General features: G+C 43.7%; 46 protein-coding genes. All 46 read left to right on the top strand.

Annotation, left to right across the window (positions count from 1 at the left end):
* The first annotated feature begins 226 nt into the window (after window positions 1-226).
* The 46 genes from DXA97_RS05540 (at window position 227) to DXA97_RS05760 (ending at window position 25,922) form a co-directional block, all read left to right on the top strand.
* Window positions 227-916, top strand: coding sequence for a LysM peptidoglycan-binding domain-containing protein (locus DXA97_RS05540; RefSeq protein ID WP_118651886.1), 690 nt, complete (start codon window positions 227-229; stop codon window positions 914-916).
* Window positions 917-927: 11 nt separating this feature from the next.
* Window positions 928-2,166, top strand: coding sequence for a hypothetical protein (locus DXA97_RS05545; RefSeq protein WP_118718873.1), 1,239 nt, complete (start codon window positions 928-930; stop codon window positions 2,164-2,166).
* Window positions 2,167-2,180: 14 nt separating this feature from the next.
* Window positions 2,181-2,534: a hypothetical protein gene (locus tag DXA97_RS05550; protein ID WP_243101372.1), complete on the top strand. Its 354-nt coding sequence runs from the start codon at window positions 2,181-2,183 to the stop codon at window positions 2,532-2,534.
* A 10-nt stretch (window positions 2,535-2,544) separates the two neighbouring features.
* Entirely contained in the window at window positions 2,545-2,976 is a 432-nt protein-coding gene (locus DXA97_RS05555; RefSeq protein ID WP_118651880.1) for a DUF2634 domain-containing protein, read from the top strand.
* 15 nt (window positions 2,977-2,991) lie between these two features.
* On the top strand, window positions 2,992-4,116 hold the full coding sequence (locus DXA97_RS05560) for a baseplate J/gp47 family protein (RefSeq protein WP_118651878.1): 1,125 nt from the start codon (window positions 2,992-2,994) through the stop codon (window positions 4,114-4,116).
* An 11-nt stretch (window positions 4,117-4,127) separates the two neighbouring features.
* Entirely contained in the window at window positions 4,128-5,171 is a 1,044-nt protein-coding gene (locus DXA97_RS05565) for a putative phage tail protein (protein WP_118651876.1), read from the top strand.
* Between the two features lie 2 nt (window positions 5,172-5,173).
* Complete coding sequence (locus DXA97_RS05570) at window positions 5,174-5,557, top strand: phage tail protein (RefSeq protein WP_118651874.1); 384 nt, start codon at window positions 5,174-5,176, stop codon at window positions 5,555-5,557.
* Between the two features lie 21 nt (window positions 5,558-5,578).
* Window positions 5,579-5,782, top strand: coding sequence for a hypothetical protein (locus DXA97_RS05575; RefSeq protein ID WP_118651872.1), 204 nt, complete (start codon window positions 5,579-5,581; stop codon window positions 5,780-5,782).
* Between the two features lie 5 nt (window positions 5,783-5,787).
* Window positions 5,788-7,005: a DUF6273 domain-containing protein gene (locus tag DXA97_RS05580; protein ID WP_118718874.1), complete on the top strand. Its 1,218-nt coding sequence runs from the start codon at window positions 5,788-5,790 to the stop codon at window positions 7,003-7,005.
* A 66-nt stretch (window positions 7,006-7,071) separates the two neighbouring features.
* Window positions 7,072-7,497, top strand: coding sequence for a hypothetical protein (locus DXA97_RS05585; protein ID WP_118651868.1), 426 nt, complete (start codon window positions 7,072-7,074; stop codon window positions 7,495-7,497).
* A 315-nt stretch (window positions 7,498-7,812) separates the two neighbouring features.
* Entirely contained in the window at window positions 7,813-8,871 is a 1,059-nt protein-coding gene (locus DXA97_RS05590; RefSeq protein WP_182436805.1) for an RNA-directed DNA polymerase, read from the top strand.
* On the top strand, window positions 8,861-9,028 hold the full coding sequence (locus DXA97_RS20060) for a hypothetical protein (RefSeq protein ID WP_182436806.1): 168 nt from the start codon (window positions 8,861-8,863) through the stop codon (window positions 9,026-9,028). The genes DXA97_RS05590 and DXA97_RS20060 overlap by 11 nt, the downstream gene beginning before the upstream one ends.
* Window positions 9,021-9,200 carry an XkdX family protein gene (locus tag DXA97_RS05595; RefSeq protein ID WP_243101367.1) on the top strand — a complete coding sequence of 60 codons (180 nt, stop codon included), beginning with the start codon at window positions 9,021-9,023 and terminating at the stop codon, window positions 9,198-9,200. The genes DXA97_RS20060 and DXA97_RS05595 overlap by 8 nt, the downstream gene beginning before the upstream one ends.
* Window positions 9,201-9,251: 51 nt before the next feature.
* Window positions 9,252-9,521 carry a hypothetical protein gene (locus DXA97_RS05600; protein WP_118651864.1) on the top strand — a complete coding sequence of 90 codons (270 nt, stop codon included), beginning with the start codon at window positions 9,252-9,254 and terminating at the stop codon, window positions 9,519-9,521.
* Between the two features lie 20 nt (window positions 9,522-9,541).
* The gene (locus tag DXA97_RS05605; RefSeq protein ID WP_118651862.1) at window positions 9,542-9,895 is read left to right on the top strand and encodes a serine/threonine protein kinase; all 354 of its coding nucleotides are present in this window, start codon (window positions 9,542-9,544) and stop codon (window positions 9,893-9,895) included.
* 14 nt (window positions 9,896-9,909) lie between these two features.
* Entirely contained in the window at window positions 9,910-10,260 is a 351-nt protein-coding gene (locus DXA97_RS05610) for a hypothetical protein (protein ID WP_118651861.1), read from the top strand.
* Window positions 10,257-10,616, top strand: a complete 360-nt coding sequence (locus DXA97_RS05615; RefSeq protein ID WP_118651860.1) for a phage holin — start codon at window positions 10,257-10,259, stop codon at window positions 10,614-10,616. Before DXA97_RS05610 ends, DXA97_RS05615 begins: the two co-directional genes overlap by 4 nt.
* 18 nt (window positions 10,617-10,634) lie before the next feature.
* On the top strand, window positions 10,635-12,143 hold the full coding sequence (locus tag DXA97_RS05620; RefSeq protein ID WP_118718875.1) for a phage tail tip lysozyme: 1,509 nt from the start codon (window positions 10,635-10,637) through the stop codon (window positions 12,141-12,143).
* Between the two features lie 126 nt (window positions 12,144-12,269).
* Complete coding sequence (locus DXA97_RS05625) at window positions 12,270-13,202, top strand: hypothetical protein (protein ID WP_118651857.1); 933 nt, start codon at window positions 12,270-12,272, stop codon at window positions 13,200-13,202.
* A 490-nt stretch (window positions 13,203-13,692) separates the two neighbouring features.
* Complete coding sequence (locus DXA97_RS20065; protein WP_182436807.1) at window positions 13,693-13,851, top strand: hypothetical protein; 159 nt, start codon at window positions 13,693-13,695, stop codon at window positions 13,849-13,851.
* A gap of 148 nt (window positions 13,852-13,999) precedes the next feature.
* The gene (locus DXA97_RS05630) at window positions 14,000-14,455 is read left to right on the top strand and encodes a hypothetical protein (protein WP_147354084.1); all 456 of its coding nucleotides are present in this window, start codon (window positions 14,000-14,002) and stop codon (window positions 14,453-14,455) included.
* Window positions 14,456-14,469: 14 nt separating this feature from the next.
* Window positions 14,470-15,180: a hypothetical protein gene (locus DXA97_RS20750; RefSeq protein WP_243107568.1), complete on the top strand. Its 711-nt coding sequence runs from the start codon at window positions 14,470-14,472 to the stop codon at window positions 15,178-15,180.
* A gap of 133 nt (window positions 15,181-15,313) precedes the next feature.
* Window positions 15,314-15,505 carry a hypothetical protein gene (locus DXA97_RS05640; protein WP_182436808.1) on the top strand — a complete coding sequence of 64 codons (192 nt, stop codon included), beginning with the start codon at window positions 15,314-15,316 and terminating at the stop codon, window positions 15,503-15,505.
* A complete protein-coding gene (locus DXA97_RS20070; protein WP_182436809.1) occupies window positions 15,498-15,674 on the top strand; it encodes a hypothetical protein in 177 nt (58 codons plus the stop codon). Before DXA97_RS05640 ends, DXA97_RS20070 begins: the two co-directional genes overlap by 8 nt.
* A 19-nt stretch (window positions 15,675-15,693) precedes the next feature.
* Window positions 15,694-15,966 carry a hypothetical protein gene (locus tag DXA97_RS05645; protein WP_118651849.1) on the top strand — a complete coding sequence of 91 codons (273 nt, stop codon included), beginning with the start codon at window positions 15,694-15,696 and terminating at the stop codon, window positions 15,964-15,966.
* The gene (locus DXA97_RS05650) at window positions 15,944-16,180 is read left to right on the top strand and encodes a hypothetical protein (protein ID WP_147354083.1); all 237 of its coding nucleotides are present in this window, start codon (window positions 15,944-15,946) and stop codon (window positions 16,178-16,180) included. The genes DXA97_RS05645 and DXA97_RS05650 overlap by 23 nt, the downstream gene beginning before the upstream one ends.
* Window positions 16,181-16,192: 12 nt before the next feature.
* Window positions 16,193-16,471 (top strand): DUF6291 domain-containing protein, encoded by a 279-nt coding sequence (locus tag DXA97_RS05655; protein ID WP_118718878.1) that lies wholly within the window; start codon window positions 16,193-16,195, stop codon window positions 16,469-16,471.
* Window positions 16,472-16,587: 116 nt separating this feature from the next.
* Window positions 16,588-17,100: a hypothetical protein gene (locus tag DXA97_RS05660; protein WP_118651843.1), complete on the top strand. Its 513-nt coding sequence runs from the start codon at window positions 16,588-16,590 to the stop codon at window positions 17,098-17,100.
* A 239-nt stretch (window positions 17,101-17,339) separates the two neighbouring features.
* Window positions 17,340-17,888: a hypothetical protein gene (locus DXA97_RS05670; protein ID WP_118651841.1), complete on the top strand. Its 549-nt coding sequence runs from the start codon at window positions 17,340-17,342 to the stop codon at window positions 17,886-17,888.
* A gap of 1 nt (window position 17,889) precedes the next feature.
* Window positions 17,890-18,189, top strand: coding sequence for a hypothetical protein (locus DXA97_RS05675; RefSeq protein WP_118651839.1), 300 nt, complete (start codon window positions 17,890-17,892; stop codon window positions 18,187-18,189).
* Complete coding sequence (locus DXA97_RS05680; protein WP_118651837.1) at window positions 18,189-18,560, top strand: hypothetical protein; 372 nt, start codon at window positions 18,189-18,191, stop codon at window positions 18,558-18,560. The genes DXA97_RS05675 and DXA97_RS05680 overlap by 1 nt, the downstream gene beginning before the upstream one ends.
* A gap of 3 nt (window positions 18,561-18,563) precedes the next feature.
* Complete coding sequence (locus DXA97_RS05685; protein ID WP_118651835.1) at window positions 18,564-18,884, top strand: helix-turn-helix transcriptional regulator; 321 nt, start codon at window positions 18,564-18,566, stop codon at window positions 18,882-18,884.
* A 110-nt stretch (window positions 18,885-18,994) separates the two neighbouring features.
* Window positions 18,995-19,228 carry a hypothetical protein gene (locus DXA97_RS05690; RefSeq protein WP_118651833.1) on the top strand — a complete coding sequence of 78 codons (234 nt, stop codon included), beginning with the start codon at window positions 18,995-18,997 and terminating at the stop codon, window positions 19,226-19,228.
* Between the two features lie 17 nt (window positions 19,229-19,245).
* Entirely contained in the window at window positions 19,246-19,503 is a 258-nt protein-coding gene (locus DXA97_RS05695) for a hypothetical protein (protein WP_118651831.1), read from the top strand.
* Window positions 19,503-20,426: a hypothetical protein gene (locus DXA97_RS05700; protein WP_118651829.1), complete on the top strand. Its 924-nt coding sequence runs from the start codon at window positions 19,503-19,505 to the stop codon at window positions 20,424-20,426. The genes DXA97_RS05695 and DXA97_RS05700 overlap by 1 nt, the downstream gene beginning before the upstream one ends.
* A gap of 14 nt (window positions 20,427-20,440) precedes the next feature.
* Complete coding sequence (locus DXA97_RS05705) at window positions 20,441-20,710, top strand: hypothetical protein (protein WP_118651827.1); 270 nt, start codon at window positions 20,441-20,443, stop codon at window positions 20,708-20,710.
* On the top strand, window positions 20,679-20,966 hold the full coding sequence (locus DXA97_RS05710; RefSeq protein ID WP_118651825.1) for a hypothetical protein: 288 nt from the start codon (window positions 20,679-20,681) through the stop codon (window positions 20,964-20,966). Before DXA97_RS05705 ends, DXA97_RS05710 begins: the two co-directional genes overlap by 32 nt.
* Before the next feature lie 16 nt (window positions 20,967-20,982).
* Window positions 20,983-21,849, top strand: coding sequence for a DUF6273 domain-containing protein (locus DXA97_RS05715; RefSeq protein WP_118718879.1), 867 nt, complete (start codon window positions 20,983-20,985; stop codon window positions 21,847-21,849).
* A 66-nt stretch (window positions 21,850-21,915) separates the two neighbouring features.
* On the top strand, window positions 21,916-22,503 hold the full coding sequence (locus DXA97_RS05720; protein ID WP_118651821.1) for a hypothetical protein: 588 nt from the start codon (window positions 21,916-21,918) through the stop codon (window positions 22,501-22,503).
* 112 nt (window positions 22,504-22,615) lie between these two features.
* The gene (locus DXA97_RS05725; protein ID WP_118651819.1) at window positions 22,616-22,954 is read left to right on the top strand and encodes a hypothetical protein; all 339 of its coding nucleotides are present in this window, start codon (window positions 22,616-22,618) and stop codon (window positions 22,952-22,954) included.
* Window positions 22,955-22,957: 3 nt separating this feature from the next.
* Window positions 22,958-23,479 (top strand): helix-turn-helix transcriptional regulator, encoded by a 522-nt coding sequence (locus DXA97_RS05730; protein WP_118718880.1) that lies wholly within the window; start codon window positions 22,958-22,960, stop codon window positions 23,477-23,479.
* A gap of 11 nt (window positions 23,480-23,490) precedes the next feature.
* Entirely contained in the window at window positions 23,491-24,147 is a 657-nt protein-coding gene (locus DXA97_RS05735) for a hypothetical protein (RefSeq protein WP_118718881.1), read from the top strand.
* A gap of 2 nt (window positions 24,148-24,149) precedes the next feature.
* Window positions 24,150-24,563, top strand: a complete 414-nt coding sequence (locus DXA97_RS05740; RefSeq protein ID WP_118651813.1) for a single-stranded DNA-binding protein — start codon at window positions 24,150-24,152, stop codon at window positions 24,561-24,563.
* Between the two features lie 20 nt (window positions 24,564-24,583).
* Complete coding sequence (locus tag DXA97_RS05745; protein WP_118651811.1) at window positions 24,584-24,823, top strand: hypothetical protein; 240 nt, start codon at window positions 24,584-24,586, stop codon at window positions 24,821-24,823.
* A gap of 27 nt (window positions 24,824-24,850) precedes the next feature.
* A complete protein-coding gene (locus DXA97_RS05750; protein ID WP_118718882.1) occupies window positions 24,851-25,066 on the top strand; it encodes a hypothetical protein in 216 nt (71 codons plus the stop codon).
* Between the two features lie 292 nt (window positions 25,067-25,358).
* Complete coding sequence (locus DXA97_RS05760) at window positions 25,359-25,922, top strand: hypothetical protein (RefSeq protein ID WP_118651805.1); 564 nt, start codon at window positions 25,359-25,361, stop codon at window positions 25,920-25,922.
* The last annotated feature ends 231 nt before the right edge of the window (window positions 25,923-26,153 follow it).

Below are 26,153 nucleotides of genomic sequence, written 5' to 3' on the forward strand. Positions count from 1 at the left end.
CAGTTCGAGCACAGTGGAAACCGGAAAGACAAATATAAACCTTAATATCCAGATGTCACCGCAGTTCAATATTTCGGATTCAGGCACCGGAAAAATGGATGAGGCAAGCATCATGGCAATTATCCGAAAGAACATGAAGTCAATGGCTGATGAACTGGGAGGAGAAATTGCTGACAGACTGGAACAGGTATTTTCAAATATGCCGGTAGTGAAGGAGGGGTAGGCGATGGAAATAAAACTGTTTGAAGCGGCTGATAAAAAGAAGTCGTTTACGTTCTCTTCGTTGCCGGAGAAGATAAGCGGCAGTCTTGGGACGAAGTATCAGACCTATGATATTATCTCCCAGGGTGCCGTAAAGGTGCCAAAGGGAACAGAAGTGGCGGAAATCTCATGGGATGCCGTTTTCTTCGGACCGGACAGAAAGAATCTGGCGGTTGTGAAAGCGGAAAGTTACCAGAAACCCGATAAGTGCATTAAGCAGTTGAGGGAATGGCAGGAAAAGGGAACGGTGCTGAATCTGCTTGTAACAGAAACATGGATTAACATGGATGTTACGATTGATTCATTTACACCCGACCCTTTTGGTGCTTATGGAGATGTAAGCTATGGCATTAAATTTTCACAGGCAAAAGACCTGAAAATCTATACAACAAACGAATTGAAAATTGCCGCCTTTGTAAAAAAGACAGTTCCGAGAAATGATAACTCAAATAAAGGCTCTTCCTACACGATTGTCAGTGGCGATACGTTGTGGGGGATTGCTTCACGAAAACTTGGAAGTGGTACAAAGTGGACGAAGATTTACGATGCAAATGCTTCAACGATTGAGGCGGCAGCCAAGAAACATGGCAAAAGCAGTTCAGACCATGGTCATTGGATATGGCCGGGAACAACGCTGTCGATTCCGGCGGCATAGGAGGTGCGAAGATGATAGATTTATCAAAAATCGCATACCGACTTACCGTTATGGATAGTGGCGGAAAGCAGTATAACATAAAAGAATTTGTCACAGGTCTTGGCTGGGAAGAAAACAAAAATGAGATTTCTGTCCGAACTTCATTTACAGCAAAGAATGATAAGACATCTGCGGGGCGATTATCAGAGTTAATCAAACCCGGATGTCTTATTGGTATTTTTGCGAGTGATGGAGGAAAGCAGGACAGAGAAGTGGCAAGGGGAACGGTGCAGGAATGGAATCCGCAGGAGCAAAGCAGTTCCAATACCCTAAAATGCGTTGCATATGATTCTCTGTATGATTTGCAGAGGAGCCAGGACAACAAATTTTATTCCGCAGGAACCGGTACAAAATCCATTATGACCGGTGCATTTGACGAGTGGGGAATACCCACAAAAGGATATAGCGGACCGAATGTATCTCACGAAAAAATGAAATACAGCAGTTCGTATGTATCTGATATGTTGCTGGATGTTTTGGACGATGCCTACAAAAAGGGCGGAGGAAAATTCATCATCCGGGCGGCGGAGGGGTATGCAGATGTGGTGGAGCGTGGCACGAACACAGATGTTTATGTGTTCCGGGTGGATAACACAAAATCTATCAGCCAGTCAATAAGCACCGCAAGCCTTGTTACCAGGGTAAAGGTGCTGGGGCAGGCAGACGATGATGGTAATTCTCCGGTCGAGGCAACGGTAGATGGGCTTACAAAATACGGAATCCGTCAGAGAATCTACACCAGAGGAAAAGACGAAAGCCTGGATGAGGCAAAGACAGCCGCACAAAAAATCATCGATGAAGATGGTGTGATTGATGAAGAAATCACAGTGCAGGCTCCAGATGTGCCATTCATCCGAAAAGGCGATTTAGTTTACGTTATGATAGGTTCCGCACAGAATTATTATTACGTGGTTGGAATCCGGCACGATTGCGATAATTACAGCATGACAATGGACCTGGAACTTGCTAAGACCGAAACAGCAACACAGACAACAAAGAAAAAGGATTACAATGTCGGAGATATTGTAAATTTTAAGGGCGGTACGCATTATGTATCGTCCTATTCTGGTTCAAGAGGATATAGCGCAAGAGCCGGAAAAGCGAAAATAACAATCAAAAATGGTTCTGGAAAAACTCATCCCTGGCACTTGATACACACTGACAGTGGCAGCAATGTTTACGGATGGGTGGATGATGGAACTTTTGAATAATGGGAGGCGATAACGTGGAAAATTTCGATGCGAATGCCGGTACAAATAAGCTGGCAAATGTTTTAAGTGACAGGATGCGAAGAGAAAATGATACATCGTTATGCCTGGACTTTGGAGAAATCCAGGGAAACGGCAGCCTCATCACAAATACTTTCCCAGTAGCAATTCCGAAAGGTCAATATTCGGTATGCAGACACGTAGGAGGATTATCTTTTACAACAAGCGGCGGAAAGCATGGAGGACATTCAAGCGGCGATGGTTCACATGGTCACACAATTACGCCTCCACAGATAAAGCCTGGGGACAGGGTGCTTGTGGCGTGGGTAATGAATGAAGCCTGCGTCATAGACGTTGTAACAGGTTCGTAGGAGGTAAACGATGGCAAATATTGTAACAGTTGCCGTTCCTGCGTTTATCGAAGAAAGTTCCGAGTATGATACACAATACAAAAGGACAATGAAATGGAATCCCGAAAAAGGGGATTTCGTGAGAAATGCAGCAAACCAGGTTGTGGAGTGTACCGGAGAAGAGGGCTACATGATTTGGTGCATGAAAGTATCTATGACAGAACGATATTCCTGCCTTGCATATTCCAACGATATAGGTGTTGAGATGGAGGACGCACTGGCGCAGGACGATGAAAAGACAGTCGAATCAATGGTGGAGCGAACCATCAGAGATGCACTGCTTGTAAATCCGAGGACTGAATGGGTGCGAGATTTCGAGTTTGAATGGAACGGCGATAGCATGAACTGCTCTTTCAAGGTTAAGGGGAAAGAGTGGGACAAAGTATTTCAAATCAATATTTAGAACGGAGGTGGTAAGATGGCGCAACCAGAATTTCATAGACCGGAGTGCTTCGATGGGAGCACAACCGATGAAATACACGAGCGAATGATGGCGAGCTTGCCGGATGATATAGACGATATGCCTGCCGGATTTCCTTATGATTTCACAAGACCGGCGGCAGAGGAAAAATCAGAGTTTATCAATTATCATCTGATAAGGGCAGTAATGCTTGCGTTTCCGCAGTATGCCTGGGATGATTGGCTCGATTTGCATGGGGCGCAGGTTCATGTGACAAGGCACGCAGAACAGTATGCGACTGGAAACATAACAATTACCGGTGTTGCAGGCAGCGTAATAGCCGCAGGCACCGTTTTTTGCGTACCGGCTGTAGATGATAACCCTGCGATAGAATTTGCCACGAATGAGGACTGCACAATAGCTGATGATGGCACTGTAACAGTAGCCGTAACAGCAGTTGAAAGCGGTATCGGTTCAAACGTGGCAGCGCATACCGTATGTATCATGGCAAAAAGTGACAAGAACATTACCGGCATAGATAATGCAGAGCCGATTTCTGGCGGAACGGTACGGGAAGAGGACGGAGATTATTTCGACAGGATATTTGCTGAATATGATAACAGCAAAACATACCTCGGAAATGACAGCGATTTTGTCCGATGGGCGAAAGAAGCAGGCGCAGGAGATTGCATCGTTGTGGCGGCTTTTGATGGACCCGGAACCGTAAAACTGGTACTGGTAGATGGAAACGGACAGCCGGCAAATGCAAAGTTGATAAATGATGTATATAACTACATTGTTTCTCCGAATGACCGGATGCAGCGATTATTGCCGACAGCGTGCGCAAAACTGTCATGCGTGGCTGCAACCACTGTAAAGATGAATTATACCATTACTGGATTGTTGCTGGATGAATCGGTGGACAAGTCGCGTGTGGAGGAAGATTTCAAAAAGTTGGTGCTTACCGTTTACGGTGTGGCGAAAAACGAGGGGATACTTCGATACAATGATGTGCGCCCGCTGATAACTGCCATTGATGGAGTGGAGGACTTCGACACATTCCTGATAAATGGCAAAATGAGCAATATCAAGTTGGAGAAAGAAGAATATCCGGTTACTGGAACGATTGATTTCAGAAGTTAGGAGGACGGACGATGACAGATGAAGAATTGGAATTATTCCCGACGAGCGAGAGCGCCTTAAAAATGCTGTCCTATGTGACACCCGGATTTTACGATAAATCGTATGTCGGCAAATGGATGTTTCAGGTCATGGGGTTGGAATATGACAAGGCCTTGAAGCTAGCGGAGGAATTACCGGAACAGTTTTTCCCGGAAACAGCGACCTGGGGATTATGCTGGCATGAAATAAAATGGGGATTGCCGGTGCAGGAAAATCTTTCTTACCAGGAGCGCAGACAAGCGATATACGAAAAGAGAGATTATCATTCGCCAATGACACCGTACATTATGGAGCGGTATCTGGAAAATGCAACCGGATTTACGGTACATATAGCAGATTGCCACGATGCAGGACCATTGAAGTATAAGCCGCCTCACCCGAATGTATTTAAGGCTTTTTTCAATGGCGATGGCACGCTGGATTCAAAGAAAGTCCGAAAGCTGATTGATAAATTAAAGGAATCACATACAACATATTTTGTGAATGACTATTCGATGTTCGAAATTGTGTTTTCTGAAAAATTCATGGTCAGCAATATAGGGTTGCTATTCAAAATACCGTTCTGGAAAGCTCGACGGTTTGATGGTTCCGAGTTGTGGGATGGTTCACATCTCATGGATGCGGCTATCGAATATGAAATGCGACTCGGAGTGAAATACAAAGAGGGCGAATTTCGGATTGCAGAAACGTTGGATATTGAGCGAATGACAGCGAGGGCGAAAGTTCCGCTATCAGAAAAAATGCATATTGAGAAGCAGACTGTCAGTGCGAAAGCATTTAACTGGCAGTCTTTGTTTTTTGATGGCTCTGTTCCGATGGATGGAAACTTGCTGATGAATTATTGCAGAGCAGACAATAAGACTACGGCAAATATCAAAATACCGGTGGCATCCATTTCTGAAAGTTATGGAAATGCTACCTGCACAGTGAAAAGGAATCTGGCATATTTTGATGGTTCATTGAAAATGAACGGTTCAAGATTGCTTAATTCATTAAACAGAAAGGAGACTATCTAAGAATGGCACAGAATGTAATTATTACAAAATCAGCCAGAAAGAAAATGGTACAGGCAAGAGCAGGAGCGATTACACTTCCTAAAATTGTCGGCATGGCATTTGGCTCTGGAGGAGTAGACAGCGCAGGAAATGTTATTTCTCCGTCTGAAACACAGACAGCACTGAAAAAGGAACTGCTCCGTAAGCCTATCAGCGGCTATAACTTTATCACAGAAACCACATGCAGATACGAATGCACGCTTGGAGAATCAGAGCTTGCCGGACAGTATATCAGTGAAATTGGGCTGTATGATGCCAACGGCGATATTGTTTGTATCAAGACCTTTACCAGAAAGGGAAAGGATAACGATATTGAAATGACATACACGCTGGATGATGTTTTCTAATCCGGCAGAGAGGAGGAAACCATGAAAGCATACAAACCGAGTTCCGCTACCTACAAAGACAGCATTCCGATAGTGGAAACAACCGACACAAACCATGCGGATAATGTGAACCAGGCACCGAAACAGCTCATTGAGAATGACATCGCATTAAAAGAGCAGATGGACGGATATGGATTTTCAGTTGTCGATGGCACGTTATGCGTAACCTATGAAAGTGAGGAATAAAAGAGATGAGCAAAATTACAGAACCGATGCTGTTGGATAAAACCGGTCAGCAGTTTCTTGGATTGATGGAGAAACAGAACGAATTACTCACAGCGATTGCCAGTGGGTACAATTACAAACCGACTTCCATTGCAGATGTGTTTGCAGTGGTTCAGTCAGGAAATGCAAGCCAGGTTTTTAATTATGGCGACCAGATTATTTTACCATGGACCGACAAAGCAACCGGAAAAACATATGAGTGTCCGCTTGATGTGGTACATTTTGGAGATGTCACACTTGCGGATGGCGAAACTGTACCGGGAATGTTGGTACAGTGGCATTATGCAACGCCTTTTGGCGTGCAGTTCAACCAGTTCCAGGCGTTTAAGTATTGCGAGGAGCAGTTACCGGCAGGAACCTACAATGTCATTATCGGTGATACCTGGGGAAATAACTGCGTAAAGGGTAAAACATACCAGTTCACGCTTACGAAGCCTGTACCAGCGAAAGGACAGCTTGCAGGATTATACAGAGCACCGGATGTCAGCCCGAGCGAATGGAAAGTATATTCATTCGAGAGCAATACGGCAACAGACCCTATCGAAACTGTAGCGATGGTGGAGGGAACAGGCGGAACCGCCCTTGGTACATTATCTTTCAAACCGACATCGCCATTGAATGGATTGCAGAGCACAGCTTACGGATATAACCGTTGGGCGCAGAGTGCTATGCGTCAGTGGCTTAATTCCGAAGAGGCAAACGGTAAGTGGTGGACACCACAGCACAATTTTGACCGTACACCGGACCAGCTCAAAGAAAAGCATGGATTTCTTACCGGATTCGATGAGGAATTTACAAAGAGATTGAAAGCAACGAAAGTATCCACCTGGAAGAACACTCTTACAGACAATGGAGATACGGACGGTATTGAGGTAACTTACGATAAAGTGTTCCTGCCGAGTTTGGAGGCAATGTCAATCAATCCGCAGAAAGCTGGCGAGGACGATGTATGGGAATACTGGAAACGTGCATCCGGTATGGCGGAGAAAATGCAGCAGTACAAGACTTATCCGCAGATTCGTACATTTGCGATTGAGAATCACACTTCGCCGCATTACGTCCGCCTGCGCTCGGCTTATCGGGGCGCCTCGCACGGTACGTGGTATGTGTACGCCGATGGTAACGTCAACTACTACAACGCGTACTGGGCTGTTCGCTGCGCTCCGGCTTGTTGGCTTTGCTAATCGAATAATCGTTTTAATCCCCGGCACCCACGGATGCCGGGATATTTTTTGAAAGGAGGAATCAAGATGGCAGTACCAGAGGGAGAAAGACGACCATGTAAGATGGACGTATTCATGCACGAGTTGGACCTTGTGACATATACGCTCCAGATTACAAGAAATGAGAAAATATTTCTTCCAGAATATAAAGGCTGCGTTACGGACGATATTGTGGAAACCGCAAAGAATATTTACATAGATTCATGGGACGCAAACAATATCAGAGTACAGAAACGTGGCGATAGCAACTGGGAGGAGAGGAGCCGTCTACAGTTAAGAGCCGCAAGAAATTGCAACAGGCTTTTAGCACTCATAGGCATCGCAAAATCCTCGTTTCACCTGAAATCAAAGCGTGTCAAATACTGGGTTGGTAAAGTATTAAAAATCCGGGGAATGATACGAAACTGGAATGAAAGCGATAGTGAACGCTATGCCGTAAAACAACGGAAATAGTGTTTATTATACAGGGATGAGGACTGAAACGCAGAACGTCCGCCTGCGCTCGGCTAATCGGGGCAACTCGAACAATACGTGGTATGTGAACTCCGATGGTAACGTCAACAACAACAACGCGAACTGGGCTAATCGCTGCGCTCCGGATTGTGTGGTATTTAGGACATACGGCTGCCTCACAGAGGTGGTGCTCCGACCAATCTAACACAAGGAGTTCTTATCCTTGCCGAATGGCAAAACACCACTGTAGCGATGCAGTCAGCCCTTGAAAGGACTGGTACTGCTATATACGTTATGGACAATAATTCAAATTACGTGGATAGAGAAGAGATAATCGGTTTCGATGCCTTGTACGATTCAATGATGAAAAGTAAGAAAGGGGTTACCTGGAAAGGTTCGGTTGCTCATTATGTGCTTAACAGCATGGAGGAAACTTACAAATTGAGCGAAGAGCTTGAAAAGGGAACCTATAAAGCAAGGCCGACAACACAATTTAAGATAACATCACCGAAACCCAGGGACATAATAAGTACTTGCTTTCGGGATAGGGTATATCAGCGGAGTTTGAATGATAACGCTCTATACCCGATTATGACAAAACAGCTCATTCGTGATAATTGGGCTTGCCAGAAAGGAAAGGGAACGGACGATGCAAGGGATAGAATGAAAATATTTCTGCAAAGGATGTACCGGAAATATGGCACAGATTTCTATGGTTTACAATGCGACATTCATGGATATTACCCGAATATGAGGCATGACCTTACAAAAGAATTGTTCCGGGATAAACTGGACGATTGGCTGTATGAGCAGACTGCAACTGTTCTTGACGGACAGTACGCAGGGGATGTGGGATATAATCCTGGCAGCCAAATGATACAGATAGCCGGTATTACATTTCTAAGTGAGTACGACCATATGATGAGGGAGCAGACCGAAGCCGAGGATTACGGCAGATATATGGATGATTCAACACTGTTCCATCCATCAAAAGAATATCTGGAAAACCTAAAATTGATAAATGAGAAATACCTTGCAAGCAGGGGAATGGAGTACAACTCGAAGAAAACGAAAGTATTCAGCATTAAAGAGGGCTTTACATTCCTGGGATTCAAGTATCGGTTGACGGATACTGGAAAAGTTATCATGACAGTCAGCTCGGAGAAAGTCAAAGAAAGGCGCAGAAAGCTCCGTAAGCTGGTGAGGAAAGCCAAAAGAGGCGAAATCACAAAGGCGAAAGTAGATGACTGTTATCAAGCATGGAGGAGCCATGCGAGCAAAGGAAATTCCTTTCACCTTATACGCCGCATGGACAAATTTTACAAGAGTTTATGGAATGACCAAGAAACGGAGGTAACTGACAATGAGAATTAAGCAGATGGACGGCAGTATTTATGATAGCCGGGCGAATGAAAACCTGCGTGCAACAGTTGCAGAGCAGGCAGCCACGATTGATTATCTGGCTATGATGGCAGATATTGATATTCCGACAGAAGATAAAAACGAAATGGGAGGCGTAGACGATGAGTGATACACAGAACATGGAACAGGCGCAGGAAGTACAGCACAGTCCTAAATTTGAGGACATCAAAGGTTACCATGACAGCGGTTTCTGGAACGCCGCCATGGTAAAAAATGCTGTCAAGAAAAAGAGAATCACAGCAGAAGAATATACGGAGATTACCGGAAAGGAATACCAGTAAGAGGAGGGAAAAAGCAGGTGCTTTGCAGAAGTCCACCTGGCATAATGCCTTATGAATAAAATATCGATACCGCCCTTGTCAGAATATTACAACTTTGACCGGTTGGAGGATGCGGCAAGGGAATTACATCTGAATACAGAAGAGCAGGAGAATGAAGAAAAATTATTCAACCTGCATAACCATTTGATATGGCATTCGTACCGTCCTTTCGAGGATGCGCTTACGGATGCCATTTTCAGTGTTGTTATTCAGAAAATAATTGAGGATTACAACCTTACTCCGCAGGACGCACCGGCTGACTACCGGGATTTGTTGGAGTGAGAGAAAGGAAGTATAGGACAATGGATTTATTTTCATTAGCCATCGCCATAGGGATTCCATCGGCAATCACAGGTTTTTGCTTTTGGTGCTTGGAACACCACATGGAGAAGCGAGAGGAGCGGGACAAGGAGGAACGCAAGAAAAGGCAGAAAGAGCAGGACGAGAGGGAACAGGCGAGAGAAAAGGGCGAGCTGTGCATCATCAACTGCATAAATGCCTCGCTTGCGCTCGGAGAAGCCACAGCAAAAGCGGTACAGCGTATCCCTGATGCGAAATGCAATGGAGATATGCACGCCGCCCTGGATTATGCTCAGAAAGTGAAGCATGAACAGAAAGATTTCCTGAACTCCCAGGCTTTACATCAACTTTACTGATTGGAGGTTGCGGAGTGAGGAAAAGAAGAGTTACTAAAAATAAAAGTAAAGCCGCCATTCTTTGGATGTGGGAGCATACCAAAATGATTGTGAACTGCCTGTCGGTATTGTATGTGCTGAACTGGCTGTATTCCCTGGTCGTGATTGTGGTTGCGATAAAGGAAACCGGGCAATTCAGCTACCTAGATACTCTTATAAGCGAAACGAATGAAACGTTCCGAATTGTGGTGGGGGCGAACATAGTCAAAGCAGGTGTTGAAAACATATTCAAATACAACGATTTTGGCGGCAAGGGTTCCCGGTATATGGGGACCAGTAACAGTGAAAATGAAAACATAGAAAATGTGGAGGACAACAGAGGATGAATGACATTATTTTTGAAGCATTAAAGTTACTGATTATGGTTTGCGTGGCTGTAATTGCCAGATACGTTATTCCTTGGCTTAAAAGCAGAATCGAGCAGGATAAGATGGCAGCCATCGAAAAGATGGTTACACAGGCCGTACTATACGCGCAGCAGGTACTCACATCAAAGAGTGGAGCCGAGAAAAAAGCTATTGTTACTGACCTGCTAAAAGAAATGCTGACAGCAAAGAATATTTCCATTACTGATGAACAGCTTAACATTTTGATTGAAGCGGCTGTCAAGCAGATGAAGATGGAGGAAAACGCAGGAATCGTAATCGAAGCAGTAGACGAACAGACAACAAAAACTGAATAAAAGACAGGAGATGATACCATGTCGCTCAAAGGAAATAGCAATGAAGAGCGCATCTGGAATTTTCTGATAAGCAAGGGGCTTAATCCATTTGGTGTTGCAGGTTTGATGGGAAATCTGGACCGAGAAAGTGGGTTGAGCCCTATTAACTTGCAGAATACCTACGAGAAAATACTGGGATTTACGGATGATACCTACACAACATCCGTAGACAATGGCGATTATCAGAATTTCGTACATGACAAAGCAGGATACGGCATTGCGCAGTGGACGTATTGGAGCAGAAAACAAAACCTGCAGAAGTATGCGCAGAAAAAGGGAGCCTCCATCGGTGACCTGGAAATGCAACTCGAATTTCTTATACAGGAATTGAGCAGCAGCTATAAATCTGTGCTGAACGTGCTGAAAACAGCAACGAGCGTTTCCCAGGCATCAAATGCCGTACTGCTTAATTTTGAAAAACCGGCAAACCAGGGAAGTTCCGTACAAAAAGAAAGAGCCGAATGCGGACAGAAATTTTATGACAAATATGCGTCTGGAAAAGGAGGAACATCTATCATGGGAAAGACGATTACAACAGGATGGCTTTCAGCCGTTATCAATGGAATTAAAATCAAATCTGATTTGAGATGCAACCTGGATAATTACAGCAGCAGGTCAAGCAGAGATGCTTCATACGTGACTATGCATTACACAGGAAATAATAAGGACACAGCAAGGGCGAATGCAAACTATTTCGGTGGAGCCGGAAGAAATGCATCCGCCCATTTGTTTGTGGATGATACGGAAATCTACCAGAGTGTACCGTTAAATTCTGTAGCATGGCATTGTGGAGCGCAGACATATAAACACGCATATTGCAGAAATGCAAACAGTATCGGTATTGAGATGTGCTGTACCGCCGGAAATTATAAGATTTCCGAAAAGACTAAACAGAACGCCGCATATCTGTGCGCGTATATCTGTAAAATGCTTGGCATCAGTGCAGGCGAAGTTGACAAGTATGTACTCCGTCACTGGGATGTTACAGGAAAGAATTGCCCGGCACAGATGGCAGGAAGTAACAATGCTGAATGGGTAGCATTCAAAAATATGGTAAAATCCATCCTTAATGGTGGAGGAACCGGCAACAGCACTTCCGGTGGAACGCAGACAAAGCAGATGTACAGAGTGCGTAAAACCTGGGCTGATGCAGCGAGTCAGAAAGGTGCATTTACGAGCCTGGAAAACGCAAAAAAATGTGCTGACGAAAATAAGGGTTATAGCGTATTTGATTCCAACGGAAACAAGGTATATCCGGCATCGGCAAATACCGGAACGTCATGCAACTATGTGGTAAAAATCACAGTTGATGGATTGAGATACAGGGACAATCCTGGAACCAGTGGAACAAAGGTACTGGGATATTTGAAAAAGAATTACAAATATACAGTAGTGGAAGAACGCACTGTAAATGGCGTAAAATGGGGCAAGCTGAAATCTGGCGCAGGATGGTTTTCGTTACAGTCAGAATATTCTGTACGCTGTTAATGCTTGACAAATAAGGAGAACGGACCTCTCTATCACACAAAATGTGGTGGAGGGGTTCTTTTTTTATACTCGAAAATATTATGCATATATGGTAGACTGTAGAAAAAGCCAGGAGGTCTAAGAGGAATGAGAAAAAGACATTTTTTATTATTGGCGTTTGCCATAACTGGTCTTGCCCTGAACGGATGTTCGGGGGGGGGTACAACGGATGTTGATACCTCGCAGACCGAGAGCGTAGCGGAAAGCGAAAGTAGCGAAGTAGAGCCGACATCGACGGTAGAAATGCCGGACGGATTCACAAAAATAACGCAAGAACAGGCTGAATCATGCCCGGATGGGGATGGAGCGGTCAAAGCTCTGGAAACGGCTTTACAGTCGATTGGAGTAAAGAAAGTTTCTGATTGCTATTGGGGGAATTACAAGACAGCCGGAAGTGTTGTCGATATGGAGGCTTACCTTATCACAGATGCACAAAACCTTATCGTCAGATGCCAGTACCTGAATAATAACTGGACGGTTGTTTATATCACTGACAGCGAGAACGGACATTTGTATTATCCTACAACCGGTAAGGATGCGTATAACTACACAACAGGGGAATTGATAAAGCAGGAAGAAACAACAGAGCCTGCGGCGGTAGAGGACACGCAGGAGGAATCCAAAGAGCCTGAAACGCAGGAAGTACCACACCGGGATGGAATGTACGGAATCAGTGACAAGAGCTGTCACGATATAGATGCAACCTTTTCCAGGGATAAAGTGCGGAATGATGTTACTGGAAAGTGGAGAGTGTCTGCCATTTCTGCGGATGTGCAGATGGTGGAATACGCAAAAGATTACTACCAATGGAAATTTACGAACGATGATGAGATTCACTGCATTGTGAATTTTTATAATAATACAACAACGAAGATACAGTATCTTAGCGGAAACCTGTTCGTTACGGTCCATGAGTATGTAAAGGGAGAGGAGCACGATGCTAACCTGATGTTCAGTGGAACAGTCCTCCAGGATTTTATAGTTTATCTCGATAATGGAGATATTGAGCAGATACAATAACAGAGTTATCCCCATAGTTATTCACATTATCCACAAAATATTGAGTTGATAAAATAATCGTTTGGTAACCGACCGATACCGAACGGTTATTTTTTTATGCGTTCGGAAAATTTCGGTTTATTTTTTGAGTTTGTACCAGGTTCAAACCTGGACTTCAAAATTTGTACCACCAGTACAGAAAACCGAAAAACCGAACGGTTATTTTCTTACAATCCTTGAAAGCCGCATAAAATAAGGATTTTCTGATGATTCATTTCTAAAATAAAAACCGAATTACCGAACGGTTATTTTCTGAACCGAAAAAACCCGATACAGATACAGAAACAGATAAAGATACAGATATATAAATATATTTATGTTCATTTGTACCTCAAAAACTTTTTCAAAAATTGTAAATAAGCATATTGACACTACTAACCTACGTGTTATTATAATGTCAACAACTCAATAAAACGAGTTGGAATAAACCAAGGCAGGAGGTTAAGAGTACATGGAGGAATTTGAAATGACACAGACAGAGTTGATTTTATTTTTAGAAACATTAGCAGAAAACGTGGAGCTGAAAGCAAAGACCGGAGAAGATGCCGCAGGCATCATACGAAAGAAAATTGAGGTATTAAAAAAGGAAACCCCGACACCTGGTAAGTAAGAGGGTTTCCAATCCGTAATAAGGGTAAGGCGGTTCCTGCCACCGCCAAGCCTTACCCTTTTATTATAGCAGGGCGGTGGAAGAAATCAAGAGCGGAATGCAGGAGGACATAGAGATGGCAGCAACCAAAGAGCAGGAACGGAAAGCGTTGGAAAAAATCAAAAAAATCGTGACAGACCTTGGAGAGGATAGCTATATCAGCATGGCATTTGAGGGATGCTTTGAAATTGCCGAGGGAAACATTGAAAATGATTTCGGATGCAGCATGAAACAGAGAGCCGAAAGTTCGGCGGCAGAGGCAGCAAAATATAAAGAAATGTACGAAAGTGCAGTGAAAGATTATGAAGCAGAGAAGAGAACTGTCGAAGAACTTGAACAGAAAGTTCTCACGTTGGAAGAGGCTGGCGCAATAAAAGCTATTCTTATTGATAGCAAGACGGAGGCGATAAGAAGAACAGAAGAATCCGCCAGAAAAATTGTTGAATTTGCGGACAATCCGGATAGCGCAGAATTTAAGCAGGCTGTGCAGGACAACAGACATAACAAACAGTTGGTTGAGGAAAGCGAAAAACTTATCCAGAGGATTCTTGATACTATGTTTTAGGAGGAGCAGAGCTGATGAAAAAGTACAGAGTAAACGAGAGCGAACATTTCAACCTGTATTCGATGCACGATAAGCTGAAATGCATCGAAATTGACATGCAGGAGGCACCGGCACACACATATACAGACGAGCAGTGGGATGAGGTCCAGGAAAGAATCAGCGAAGTCGAGGAGCTTATGGAAAAGGCGTATTGCGTGGGCGCATTGGTGGACTGGCCAACCTTAAAGAGAATCAGGGAGATTAAAGAGGAACGGCAGTTGATGAGATACAACGCTGCATGGAACAGGGAGCATCGGAGAAAGATGCAGCAATGGCATTTGAATTATAAAACAGTTACCCGCCCCGGAGGTACGAGGGCAGAAAGTGAGGACATACAAATGATGGCGAATATTGTAGCAATGTTTCATTCAGCACTGCATATGGATGATGGATACGTGAATCATATCGCAATAGTCCAGGACGTTGATGGATACCACAATCATTTTCTTTATGATGAGGACAAGGGAAAAGGAGCCGCAGGGACAGGACCATTCAAAACAATAGAGGATGCGAAACAGGATGTCATAGCACATTACCCTGATGCGAAAGAAAAGAAAATCTCCCCGGCAGGGTACAGGTATTACAGCACACAGCGTCCAATCATGCCGGGAGGATACCCGAAGCCAAAAATAACGAAGTCCTGGAGATTGAGAACTTCGACAATAAAAAGTTTGTTGAGGAAGTAGGCTGCCAGGCATGGGGCTATATCGAATACAAAAAGCCGCTCGGACATTTTGATGTTATCAATTATGAATTGGCTGCTGTAAAGATAAAACATTGCATCTGAAATATATCGGCAGGGATGATTGGGGACGGTACGTGTATGAGGATGAAAACGGAAAGCTCTGGAAGAATACAGACTGTTGCAGTCCGAGAGAGTGCTGCGAGGAAAGAGGAGATACGCTCAACTCATCCGCAGGCAACGAATTTGACGGAGAACCTGATTGCTTCATGGCGGCTCACATTAAAGTTGAGTATTTACCGGAAGAGGGAGGCGAGCAGGATGGATAAAGAAAATACCGGCGAACAGCCGGCGAAACTGTACCGGAATAAAGAAACAGGAGAGCTGTTTACATATCGGGAAATGTTGAAAGAATGGCGAGAACGGTACGAGGGGATTAACCCTGCCAATGGATTTTACCAATACCACTGGCACACAAGGTACGATTACTTAGGATAACGGAACAGGAGGGCGGAAAGTGAGAACGATTGATTTACTGTATCAGGCATATGTCGATGAGCGCATGGAGAGCGCAGAAAGCGGAGAGGAGCAGGAGGCGATTCGCCAGTTTAGAAATATATGCAGCAAAGCAGATAACAGCCTTATGAAATTGCAGGGCGATATATGGGACAGTATGGTCCAGTATGGAGATAGCAGAGAAAAGCAGGGATTCATCGCAGGCTTTATGATGGCGTGTGATTTATTCAGAACAGGAGGTACAGGGAGCTATGACAGTAAGGGAAATGCTTAACAGTGCAAGCGATGATGCGATAGCAAGTGCAATATTGAGAGGGGCATTCAAGAAATGCGCGTACTGTATTTATGATGATGCGATTGCACATGAAGCTGGCGAGCGAGCGTGTCCGAATCCGTACACAGGACAGTATTGCAGAGAGGGAATAAAGAAATTTCTTCAAAGCGAGGCAACAGAAACAAAGGCAGATAGAATCAAGAAAGGCAGATAGGAGGCGTGAGGCATGGAGGATTTAATTCTACACCCTGATATTGCAGAGCCGGTAATGACGTTGAGCGATAGAGATATGGGGGCACTCTTCAAAGCGCTTATGATTTACAGATGGAGGGGCGAAGAACCAAAAGACTTGAGTGCGGCGGCGGATATGGCATTTATATTCATTCGGACAAAAATGGATATGGAAACCGAGGCAAGAAAAGAATACTGCCGGAAACAGCAGGAAAGAGGAAAACTTGGAGGCAGACCGAAGAAAAATCCAGAGGAAAGCAAGGAAAAGAAATAAAACTCATTTTTTGAGCTTTTTGTAAATAAAGGTATTGACACCTACCTACTACGTGTTATATTAAACTCATAAGAATGAGTTATGAAACGCACAAAAGTGAGTAGGAGGTCAAAATCATGGCAGCACAGATTATCCAGTTTCCGGTACAACATAGCAACGGTTATAACAATCTGATTCAGTTATTTGAGATTTGCGATTCTTTAGAATCCTGCAATTTCTATCTTGAAAGCGTAGAACAGCTTTTTCAGAAAGGATATATTTCTGAAAAAGAGATGTACACTCTTCGCAGGATTGGCAGAGGAAAACGCCTGGAGCTGACACAGCCAGAAAAGCAGGAGTCGCAGGAGGCAACCGAACCTGGGGTGTATCAGTATACGCCGGAGATGGGAGGCGCAAAGCCTGATTGCCAGATGGAGGCGAGCCGGGGATATTATGGCGGTCATTGGTTTATTGATACGCCACTGGAAATCAAAGGCCGGGGAATTACATTCCTGAAAAAATATACGGATAAGGATTTCTGCACACCGGGGCATTACCGGGTAGGCTGGAACGAATACCGAGTAACCAATAAAGCGTTCGATAAATTAAAAGAACAGTACACAATTTCACAGGAAGTCTGCCTCGATTAAGAGGCAGATACAGAATGGAGGGAGGGCAGAAGCGTGAGCCGGAGAAAGATGCACGCATACGGAGAAAGAGAAAGCGGAGGGAGATACATTCTGGATGATTACGATTTTTCTCGGAATCATACAAAAGCACAGACAATCAAAAGATGGAAAAGGAACTTGAAAAAGAAAGCAAGGTCTGAACGCCGGAGAGTGGAGCACAAGGCGATGAGCACAAACGATGAACAATAGGAGGAACAGCTATGGCAGATATGACATTAAGACAGTTTTGCGAGAGATACCGCAAGGGAGATTTCCTTGCGAAAGACAGAGAAACACAGATTGAGGCAGGCTGGTATGACTGGTTTTGCGATGATAAGGCACTTGCAGGAAGATTGGCGAAAATCTGGGGGATTCTGAAAGGTATCACAAGCGATTACATACTGGATAACTACCGGGTGTGGTTCAAAAATAATTGCCCGATGGTCGGGCCACTTTATGATGATGTAAGATTCGAGCCTCTTGATGAGGAGCAGAGAGATGAGTTGTATTTCGGAGTTGCCATTGATGATAAGCGCAGGGAAAAGAAATACGTTATCTTCACAGCCAGAAATGACTATGAAAACGAATGCGGGTTTAATAATGTCCGGGAGGTTCGACAGTTCATAAATGGGTGGGAAGATGAGCTGAAAAATGAAGAATTTTACAAGGCAAGAGAGAAAAAACGCCAGGAGATGGAAGAGGCAAACAATAAATTTGCAGAGATTATGCAAAGGGCAGATGAAATCCTGGGGAATCTCAAGGAGGACTAAAGTGTGGAATATACCGGATGAGGACGAATACTGGGAGCGCAGGCGAGAAGAATTTGAAAACCCACCACGCAGGCGGAGCCAGTGGGATGATGAAGAGCCGCCGCCATTGAGAGAGGACTATCTGTTCCTGGATGAGGAGCAGGAAGAGTTGGAAAGCAAATACGGCTGCCCGATGGTGGAACTGGACGAAGATGAACTGTTAGAGATTGTAGAACAGTTCGTAAAATTAACGCCCGAGTCTGCCAAATGGGAAGAGAATATGCAGGGCATAAAATATAAATACCAGGAGGAATGTGCGTAATGATAACAGCAAAAATCGTAAAGTATTATAACGATTATAACCAGAAAGCGTTCGACAAGACGTTTGAAAATCTGGACGAATTGGCAGATTGGATATTCGACCAGATGCAGCTTGACTACACCAAAAAGCCGGGATGCGATTTCTTGACATTTCCGACCGATAGATTCGGAAAGTGGTATGAAATTTCAGTACGACCGAATTATGGGGGATATGTGTACTGGATTCACGAAATTGACAGTGAAAGTGGCATTATTTTTTCGAGTGGGAAATATACAGCCGGGAAAGATTTCTGTGCAGAAAAGGTGCAGGAGTGGTTCCAGAAATGCGAGGAGCGAAAGAAACATCCAAAATTCAATTTTGTGGAGGTGTAGGCAGTGGATATTATAGAAAAATTCAAGCAGTATATGCTCGATAATGGTATCACATACGAGGAGGCGGCAAAACGTATCGGATGGACCAGGCAGAATCTGTGGTACAAACTGAATGTGGGAGTATCACCAACCTATGGAACAATCAAAAAAATTGCGGACGGTCTTGGTTTTGAAATTAAACTGACGCAGGATGGAAAGCCGGATATAACAAAGCTGGAAGATATAGCGGCTGATACAGAGGATGATTCTGCAAGATTCATAATTATTGAGCACGTCATAAATTCTATGGGATATTCTCTCGAAATAGTACCACCTGAAAAGTAAACTCAAAAAATTGAGATTTTGTTAATAAAGGTATTGACACCTACCTACTACGTGTTAGTATATACTCAAACAACTCAATATAGTGAGTTACAACACAAGGAGGAATGAAGATGGGATTATTCAAAGAGCTTATGAATGCAGTCGAAAACAGGTTATATGGAACAGGGGCAACCGCTACAGCCAAGGAAAACAACGGCGTACAGATGATTTTGATTCAGACAGGAAAAGCATTACAGGCATTGTATGTTGGCTCAATCCTGAATGAGATGGCAGCCGGTATCATGGATGCGGAAGAGGGAGCAGAGGAAGTGGAAAGAATGTTCTTCCACGCAACAGCAGAATAAGAAAGGAACTCACAAAAATGAGCAAAGAAAAAATTGAAATGACAGAGAAACAGTTCGAGGAATTATGCAAAGCAGTATATCCGCACCTGAAAGCAATTCAGGAGGCATTAAAAGGGAATGGCGAGGAAATGTCAGCGAGCATATCAGTTGGCAGTGATGGATACCTTAACTTCCATCCTTACAATTCAGATTGGGAGCTTTCAAAGTTCAAAGATTCACAGGCAACGATGAAATATGAGCACAGAACAATCTTAAAAATGGAGGAGGACGAATAATGGAGATTCAGTTCTATACAATCAGCGAGGATATGGCAAGAGCCGCCAACGATGCCAATTCAATGAGTGATTATAAGCAGGGCAGCGCAACAGAGGAATACCGCAAGCGAGTGGAGAGTGTCTATGCGGTTGTTGAGAAAATCAAACAGAAGAGACCGAACCTTGCTGAAAAGGCAGAGAGAATGGCAGGGAGATACAGCAAAAAGCTGGCGGAATACTACAATTCCTACTACAGAAACGAAGCGAGCTGTCCGTCAGTTCTGATTTCTGGAGCCGGTAACTTCCCGGTTAAGAAAAAGAACAAGCAGAACAGCCGCAGGGATTCACTCATGCAGGAGTGGAACAGCCTGGAATCCTATGCAAAGAAGATTACAAATCTGCTCACAATGAACCAGCCGATTTTATCCGGGGACGCACAGGCCATTGAGATGTTGGAGGAAAAGCTGGAAAGCCTTACAGAGCTTCAGGACAGAATGAAAGCGGTCAATGCATATTGGAGAAAGCACAAAACAGTCGAGGGATGCCCGGAACTTTCCGTTTCACAGCAGGAAGAATTGAAAAAGGCTATGTCAGAAAGTTGGCATTTGAGCGATGCACCATTCGCAGGGTATCAGCTTTCAAACAATAATGCAAAAATCAAAAATACCAAGGCAAGACTGGAAAGACTGAAAAAGGCAAAAGAGGCAGGAACTAAGGAAACAGGGAACGATTTCTTCAAAGTGGTAGAAAATACAGACCTTATGAGATTACAGCTTTTCTTTGATGGAAAACCGGATGAAGAAACAAGGGATATTGTAAAAAAACATGGTTTCAGATGGTCACCGAAGAATGGATGCTGGCAGAGGCAGCTTACAACGAATGGCAAATATGCTTTGAAAGAAGTTATCACAGAATTACAGAAAACGTCTGCTTCGGGCGTATAGGAGGTAACAGAGGTATGGCAGAACTTTTGACAAGGGCGATTGTAGAAGAATACCGGAAACGTGCAAAAGCTCTGCCGGACACAGCAGGGCAGGACATAAGGGAGCGAAGAGAATTAAGAATTGAGTTACAGAACCGATGCGGAATAACGGAATTACAGGCAGTTAATATCCTGAACGGATTCCATGCGGACAGCTACATAGTAAGTGAATACAGAAAGGCGGCTGAAAATGCATCGGAGAAAGCTCAAGACCATGAAAGACTGGGAAAGAGAGGCAAACGGTAATTGCCAATATAGCTGGTATGATTATGCGAAACCGGGTGACCTGGTGGATGAAAGCGTATTCATATATTTTATGGATGTCACAACACCAAGAATATACAGAGATGGATACTTGCAGGTGGGTGCGCCATACAGCAGAGTGATGGACGATGAGATGGGAACGGAGCGTGACACTTTCCCGACTTTTGAAAGGGTGGAGAAAGGCATATACCGGTTCTGCGGAAATTGCTTTGCAGGAGAAACAAAACATATCGAATAACAGGAGGACAAAAAGAATGAGTATCAATTCAATCAGATTAAGTGCATACGGATTCCGTATGGAGGCAGTAGGCAGCAAGAAGTTTATCAAGAGGGAAAGAGATGCGTTTCTGGAATTTGCGGCAGGAAGAGTAAACGAAACGGCACAGAAATTAGCAGAGGCAGTATGCGCAGAACCGTTGCATCCATTTTGCAACTGCGCCATGCCTGGTGTGGATTCGGACCAGGAGCATGAAAAGTCAAAAGATACCGGAAAAGAGCTGAACATCACACATAAATACAAGAAAACATTTACGCTGGATGAATTAAGAGCACTTATCAGAAACGGAGAAATCCAGAACCATGTTTCGGTTGGAGATACAATCTGGATTATGTTTGACGGAAAAGAGGTTCCATACGATGTTATCGGCTTTGATGTGGAGGAACTTGCGGACAAAACGCTTGACCATAGCATGACAATCCAGGCTCATGTAGCGATTGAGGCGAGAGAGTTCGATACAAAAGGAGATTACGGCAGTAATGTATGGGCGGATTCCGAGCTGAGAGAATATTTACAGAGTGATGAGTTCAAAGAAAGATTTGCAGACCTCATTCCTTACCTGGCAAAAGTGAAGAAAAACAACAGCAATGGAGAACAGACAGAAGATTTGTTTTTCCTACTCTCAAAAGAGGAGTTCGACCCGGAGGAAACACCATACGAATTTTATGAAAATAAGGCGAACAGAGTGAAATTCACAGAGGATGGCAACACCTGCCGACACTGGACCCGCTCGGCTCTTCGGGGCACCTCGTACCTTACGTGGTATGTGTACTCCGATGGTTACGTCCACGGCTACACCGCGTACTGGGCGTTTCGCTGCGCTCCGGCTTGTACCATTGCATAGAAATCTATCAATCTTCTCATCCCGGCACCCATGGATGCCGGGGAGGGGATAGAAAAGAGGCGCAGAATGGCGAAGAAAAGGACGAGAGCAGAGGAATTGCAGGAAAATTTGCAGAAAGATTTTCAAAGATGGGAATATCTCAACACGCATGGAGGCAGCGACCCATTATATGAAGATGGCTTCAACATGAACATTGTGCGGAACCATATCATATATGACAAGCGGAAGTGCCAGGAGGAGTTGGAAGAAAAGGACTACCCGAAAGAATATTTCAGAGAAACACCGCCGCAGGTAGACAATTATTATATGGCGAGGATGGATGAAATCAGGGAAAATGCTAAAAGCTCTCTCTTGGTTTATAAGGCAGATGAAAATTATATTTTTATCATGCAGAATCTTGGGAAGTTGAACGAAAGGCAAAAAGAACAGTGCCATATCGGTGCGGTCATGGGATATATTACAGGATTGCAGAGTTTTATCAATGGGAATGATTATGTCGGAATGAGGCGGCACGAACGCCCGGAAAGATACCAGGACAGTTTTAAATATTGTCGCAAACAGATTGAGGAATACCTGAAAGAGATTCCCAAAGAAAAGGTACTGCCTACCGGACAGCTTACGTTATTTGACCTATTCGATATGAGTGGAGGCTAGAAGATGGAGGAAAGAAAGTGCTTGTATTGCAGGAAGATATTTCAGACGGATATTCCAGGAAAGAAATATTGCTGCCGCAAGTGTTCTGTAAAATACAGGAGGCACAGAAAAGATGGATATAAAAAATAAAAATGAGTTGAAACGGCGAATAGACCTATTCCTGCATGATTTCACACATGAGGAATACCGAATCAACGAAGAATATTGCAAAGAAACCATGCGGATAATGGTAGATTTCATAGGTCATGTAGATAATCGCCTGGATGCGGCGGACAAGAGATTGAAAAAGGCGAAAGCCGGAGAAAAAGCTCTTGCAGAATACATTATCTCAAATGCTCATAGTTGCCCTATACCGGTGGAAATGGTATGCAAACCAGGATTTCAGCAGATAGGATGCGTGCAATGCTTGATAAAGCATCTGGATGTTTTGAATAAGCCGAGGGAGGACTAGGAAATGCTGTTAAATACAAAATGTGAAAGATGCAATGAACCGACCAAACACGTTGTCGGGTTTTGGGATGGAGAAAACGGAAAAAGCGGCTTTGTACATGATTGCGAGAATGAGAAATGCGAAGTACGGCAACTGATTAAGGCTACAGAAACAAAAGCCATGCAGGAAAGATTCAGAATCCAGAATCTGAACAGCCGAAAAAGAATGTACGCAGGGTACATAGCAGCATTACGGAAAGACGCAAAAATATCGATGATGGAAATGTCAAAGATTGCCGGTTGCAGTCCGGCTGAATACAGTGCATATGAGCATGAAAGAAAGCCATTTGATGAGGAGACTTACAGAAAATGTGAAGAGTATTTGCTGAAAAATGAAAAGAAGTTTAAGTCGAGTGGATTATCTGCATCTGAGAGGCTACTGCTCCTTGGACCTTTTGCAGGGGAACAGAAAGACTGGAAAGAACTGGAACGGTGGGTTGATACGGTAAATGGAATTATTTACGATTTGCAGAAAAACAGACAGTAAGGAGAAAAAAGATGGAAGTTAAAATTATTAGTGGATATGGAGAAAATACATTTCAGATGGACGATGCGGATACAATGTCACTTCTTAATAACGCCATGAGATTCCATAATAAAATCAAAGCGATTGACGGTGTTGAGGATAATACTGGTATCAAAGCTGAAAAGGAAGAGGAAATCAAGGAAAGTATCACAGCACAAGAATTTGTGAAAAGAATGCAGGAAAAGCCTCACAGCCGGAATGACAGCCTGTTTGGTACTGGATGGAAGAAAGAACCAGAGAAAACCGAAGAGCCGCAGGATATGGAACATCCTGACGGATACAAAGGGTTCCTGTATATCAAATGCGATAAATGCGGAAAGGAAAAAGGATTCTGTGCAAAAGAAAAAATCAAGTCCTATAAATGTGAATGTGGCAAAGAAACGGAACTGGTAAACCTTAAACCGCTTTATACGAAATGCAAGTGTGGCAATGAATTTAAGTACATGACAAATATGAATACTGCGGAATTTACTTATAAATGCTTTACTTGCGGTAGTCCTGTAGATGTAAAGATGAACAGCAGAAGAACAGCCTATATTACAATCGGGGGGGGTACTAAAGGTTATACCGCAAGCTGGCTCGGAAATATGGTGCATCAGTTAGTTGCTGGTAAAAGAAAGAGAGGCTAAAAATGAATAAAGCAATCGAGATAGGCCGCCTTACGCGCGACCCGGAAGTTAGATATTCGCAGGGGAACAATACAGCAGTAGCAAGATACACTATTGCGGTAGACAGAAAATTCAAAAGAGAGGGAGAACAAACAGCAGATTTCATCCCTTGCGTAGTGTTTGGAAAACAGGCGGAGTTTGCCGAGAAGTATTTCAGAAAAGGAACAAAAGTTGTTATTTCTGGAAGAATCACAACAGGAAGTTATACAAACAAGGATGGTCAGAAAATATATACCACTGAAATAACAGTGGAGGAGCAGGAGTTCGCAGAGAGCAAAGGAAGTAGCGAAGCACAGGGAACCGGTCAGATGCCAACTCCGAATGGCGATGGTTTTATGAGCGTCCCAGATGATGATACCGGCTTACCGTTCAATTAGAATTATGAGGAGAAATATCAATGCTTGCAAATTATGAAAAATTCGGTTTCAAAATTAAGGCGGAGCATCTGCCTGAATCATGCACATGGTGTCCTTTTTGGACGGCTCCAATGGCGGATGTAGAATTTGCTGGATGCTATATAACCGGAAGTGAAGTTCGGCTAGATACCGGGGAGGCTGACAAAAGGCGAATGCCTGATTGCCCGATAAAGTGCAAGAGAGGCAGGGAGCGTAGGAAAAAAGTTTACCGAAAAAAATAAAAGAATAAATAGGCAGGAGGAATAACGATGGACGATTATACAATCAAGGAAAAAGACAAGGAAGTTGCAGGGATTACGGTAACGTATGACGATGGGAGCACGAAAGAAATTCAGCAAGGATGCTGTGTAGACCTGAAAAACGGCAGTGACGATTTAAGCGTAGAACTGTTGAATATAAAAGCGTTCGATTTAGTAAAACTTACATATGGTCTGATGGTTGTGATAGAAAAAAATAGGGCTTGAGGATGCTTTCAATGCGTATGCCAGAGGAGAAACAATACAGGAGGCGCAGGATGAATAGAAAGGCACTGGAAGAAAACCTGGGACGAAGAATAAAGGTCAGACTATTCGACGGAGCAGAATACGAGGGATATTTAAGAAAATCGGGAGATGAACGATATCGGAACGACCCGAACCTGTATTTGCCGAAGAACTATTACTTCTTGACAGATGATTATGGAGTATGCAAAACGTGTTTGTTCCGGGTATCACATATCCAAAATTACAAAATATTAGCTTAAAAGGAGCAGAGAGAATGAAGAAAGCAAGAGCAATGGCGGTTCTTGTAATTGTGGCGGTACTTGTATGTGCCGCCTTTGCTATAAGCAAGAATAGTGCCGAAAAAAGAAAACAGATGATAGCGCAGAAATATGGAATCACGCAGGAAAATACAAAAAATGTTATCAAAATCGAAGAAAATGTATGCAAAACCCAGGAAAGCGATTCAAAAACTCAAGAAAGTGCGCAGGAAGTTCCGGAAAGCGTTATCATACCGGGGAAAAATGAAACAGGGAATCCACTGATTGATGCAGAGTTGCAATCCAAAATAGTAGGCGATAGCTTGATGGCATACATTGAGGTTGACAAAGACACCTTAAAGGGAATATCAGAGGAGGAGTACAGAGCGTTCGCCGAAGAGGTTGTGAGGAACAGCGGATACAGATGGTTCGTAATTAAATGTGGAGATGGCACCGGGATAGTTCATGCCGGCTCATATTATGCTTGTGCCGTATATGGGAAACTGGATACGGATGGATGCATAGCGGAACCATACGGATACATATACCTTACAGACAACGGATTTATTTATGAGGAATAGTACAGAAAAAAAGAACTGGATTACTTCCTATATATATGATATACTGACAAATGTAACATTTCGGCTACATTCCTAAAGGTTCGGGGATGCCATGTTTATCCACGACTAAGGACGCGGGGAAGCAATACAGGCTATCTCCATGGTTTGGGGATAGCCATTTTCGGCTTATAAAAGGAGCAGGTACATGATAAAAGAGACCTGTGCAAAAAAGGGATTGAAAAAGCCTGTGCA

The organism is Clostridium sp. OF09-36, from assembly GCF_003481985.1.
Classification (GTDB): domain Bacteria; phylum Bacillota; class Clostridia; order Lachnospirales; family Lachnospiraceae; genus Brotaphodocola.